This window comes from Streptomyces torulosus (assembly GCF_001419765.1).
Taxonomy (GTDB): Bacteria; Actinomycetota; Actinomycetes; order Streptomycetales; family Streptomycetaceae; genus Streptomyces; species Streptomyces torulosus.
The window spans coordinates 1-3,286 of sequence record NZ_LIRK01000220.1 but is presented as its reverse complement, the minus strand read 5'-3'; the positions used below and the strand labels follow the sequence as shown (position 1 = coordinate 3,286).

General features: G+C 71.6%; 4 protein-coding genes. All 4 read right to left on the bottom strand.

The features are described 5' to 3' along the window. Positions 1-140: 140 nt before the first annotated feature. A complete protein-coding gene (locus tag AOK23_RS16140; RefSeq protein WP_055713410.1) occupies positions 141-548 on the bottom strand; it encodes a (deoxy)nucleoside triphosphate pyrophosphohydrolase in 408 nt (135 codons plus the stop codon). A gap of 45 nt (positions 549-593) precedes the next feature. Then, the gene (locus AOK23_RS16135; RefSeq protein ID WP_055713409.1) at positions 594-794 is read right to left on the bottom strand and encodes an SPOR domain-containing protein; all 201 of its coding nucleotides are present in this window, start codon (positions 792-794) and stop codon (positions 594-596) included. A 480-nt stretch (positions 795-1,274) separates the two neighbouring features. Beyond that, positions 1,275-2,027, bottom strand: a complete 753-nt coding sequence (locus tag AOK23_RS16130) for a GntR family transcriptional regulator (protein WP_055538431.1) — start codon at positions 2,025-2,027, stop codon at positions 1,275-1,277. A 113-nt stretch (positions 2,028-2,140) separates the two neighbouring features. Then, positions 2,141-3,175, bottom strand: a complete 1,035-nt coding sequence (locus AOK23_RS16125) for a DUF4190 domain-containing protein (RefSeq protein ID WP_240496410.1) — start codon at positions 3,173-3,175, stop codon at positions 2,141-2,143. Between the last annotated feature and the right edge of the window lie 111 nt (positions 3,176-3,286).

Sequence of the window (3,286 nt, the reverse complement as noted above, 5' to 3'; positions counted from 1 at the left end):
GGGGCGCGGCGAGAAGGGCGGTAGGGGCGCGGCGAGAAGGGCGGTAGGGGCGCGGCGAGAAGGGCGGTAGGGGCGCGGCGAGAAGGCAAGCACGTCGGGCGCGACCGGGAAACGGGGGCGGCTCCGCCGAAACAGCGCGCTCAGACGCCCCCGGGGCCCCAGGCCAGCCGCACGGTCTCCATCACGGCCGGAACGTCCTGGTCGAGCCAGTCGACGTCCCACACCTCGTCCGCGCTGAGCCAGCGCAGCTCGTCGTGGTCCTCCAGGGGCCGGGGCTCCCCGGAGAGAAGATGCGCGATCCAGACGCGCAGGACATAGCCGGAGCCCACCGGCCACTCCCCCGGCACCCGCTCGGCGGACTTCGCCTCGACGCCGAGCTCCTCGCGCAGCTCCCGCACGAGGGCCTGTTCGGGGGGCTCGCCGGGCTCCACCTTGCCGCCGGGCAACTCCCAGCGTCCGGCCAGCTCGGGCGGCGCGCTGCGACGCGCAGCGAGCAGCCGGCCGTCCTTCAGCAGGGCGGCACCCACCACCACGATCGGTTCGGTCATGCGCGGGAGCCTACGGGAGCGGACGGAGGCGTCGGGCGGGGTGAATCACTTGCTCCCACTCTGGCCGTTCTGGCCGTTCTGCCCGATGCGCTCGACCCAGTAGAGCTGCTTGTGTCCGCGACTGTCGAGGCTGTCCGCGATCTTCTGCGCCTCGGCGCGGGTCGCGTACCGGCCGACGCGATAGCGATTGCCGTTGTCGTCCTGCCTTATGACGAGCCAGGGAAGAGTGATCGTGCCGTCGTTCATCGACCCCCACCGCTCCTTCCCGCCTCGGCCGATCCGAGTCCCGTCCCCGGATTCCGCCGCACCCCGCCACCTAAGGAAACCGCAATCCGCATATGCCCGAGCGTACGCCTAACCTTTACGCAGCGAATCCGTCTTTTCACAAAGAGGTACGCAACAAGCCAAGATGAGAGGGGCGCACCCCGTCGAACGCGCCGCCGCTCACCACCCGTGCGCCTTTTCGCGCCCCAACGAGCAGCCGTCCAGCGCCTCTAGGGCATACCGGGAGGCCATCCGGGCACACCACCGCCCGACGGCAAGAACGACCGGATTCGAACGGTGTTCGGACGCCCCCGAAAGCCCCGACGCCTCCAACTTCCCTCAGGCAAAGGCCACTTGACCCATGCCCGCGTCACCGTCCGATACACACGGAATCCACAGAATCCCGGGACGGGCGGGCAGACCCCGACGGACGGACAGGCTCCGACGGGCCGATGGCGTCGCTCACTTGACCGGCAGGTGGTAGGAGACCCGGTACCGGTCGGCCGGCACCACCACGTCCGCCGTCTCCACCGGGCGGCCCGAGGCGAAGTACGTCCGCTGCACGACCAGGACGACATGTCCGGGGACGCCGCCCAGGGCGAGGAGTTCCTCCGCGAGGCCGGGGCGGGCGCCGACCTCCTCCGTGACGTTGTCCACGATCACGTCGATCGCGGCCATGCGCTCGACGACCCCCATTCCGCCGAGCGGGCCCTCCTCGGGGAGCATCACGGGGGTCCGCCCGGTGAGGGCGAGGGGCTCCCAGGAGGTGGAGAGCATCATCACCTCGCCCGCGTCCCGGAACGTGTACTTCGTGCACATCACCCGGTCCCCGGGCTGGATGGCCAGCCGCTCCGCGATCGCGCCGCTCGCCTCGACCTGTTCGCTGCGCGACTCCCAGGTGCCGCGGGCGGCGACGTCGGCCTGCTCCTGCCGGAACGGTGTGGCCCCGCCGACGGGGCGGAACCCGGAGCGGGCCACCCGGCGCGGCACCGGCCGCTCCCGCACATATGTGCCCGATCCGGAGCGACCCTCGACCAGCCCCTCGGCCATGAGCACCTTGCGCGCCTCCAGCGCGACCGTGTCGGAGACGCCGTACTCCTCGCGGATCCGCGCCTGGGAGGGGAGACGGGTGTGCGGCGGCAGCGATCCGTTCACGATCTTCTTGCGGAGATCACCCGCGACACGCAGGTACGCCGGCTGCTCACCGAAAGTCACTGGCCGCTCCCATCAGGCTGTACAGACAGCAACAGCCTGGCAACCGTCGGTTGTGCCATGCAAGCAAAGGCCAAGGAATCACTCGATGTGATGACATGTGCCCGGGGAGGCCTTTACGCAGGCACTTTCTCCCCACTATGGACGCCGTCACACCTGCGCGCGGGGCTCACCCTCGCCGTCGCCCTCGCCCGCGCCTTCCTCGTCGCTGATCTCCGGAGTGGTGGCCAGACCCAGAGCCTCGGGGCCGTGACAGCCTTGGGGCCGTCGGTCAGCCGGTGCGCCCGGTCCCAGTGGTCACTGAACTCGTCGGCGTCGCTCGCGTCGGCGGCGCCCTGCCACTCCTCGCGGGCCCGGTCCAGGGCCTTGGCGTAGGCGGTCACCGCCTTCTCGGCGCCGGGCTCCCAGTCGTGCGCCCGCAGGGCCGCCGCCTGCTGCTCCAGGGCGTCGACCACATCGGGCGCCCACGCCTTGTGGGCGGGCAGGTCGTCGCTGACGTAGTCCGTGTCGGGCAGGCCCTCGAAGGCCTCGTTGAGGAGGGCGTCGGCCTGGAGGAACGCGAACTGGTCGGCGTCGAGGGTGGTCCCGTCCTGACGCAGCGAGCCGGTCAGGCCCGCCTCCGCGTCCTCGTTGCCGAAGACGCAGGCCACCTGGCGGTCGCCGTACCGCCAGCTCTGCCGGGTGGGCGTGTAGTAGTACACGTCGACGTCGGCCGGCATCGCCCAGGTGTCCATGACGTACGAGGCGGACAGGTCGTAGCACCGGTCGCCGGCGGCGTCCTCGACCTCGTCGTCGCCCGGGTACTCCCCCTCCGGCAGCCGGAACTCGGCGAACACCTCGGCGTCGTGCCTCCCCTCGCACGGCACCACGTCGACGTCGTACGCGTAGCCCTCCAGGGAGCCGTTCGGCGCGTCGAAGCACTCGCCCTTCTTCACCGAGAAGGTGGTGCCCGCGCCGCTCGCCGCGTCCCGGAAGCCGTCCCACGCGTCGCGCGCGCCGCCCGTGGTGAGCGCGAGCGTCATCAGCAGTGCGCCGGTCGCCGACAGCGCGATTCCGGCCACCGCCATACCTTTGCCGCGCTCCCCCTTCCGCTTGATCTGCACCAGGGCGAGGACGCCGAGGACCAGACCCGCGCCCGGCAGCAGGCACATGAGGCCCAGGACGAGCGCGGCGATCGCGAGCCCGTTGACCTGCGGGGGCAGCGGCGCCGGGTAGGCCCGCCCCCAGGCCTGACCCCAGGGCTGGGGGCGGGCCTACCCGGC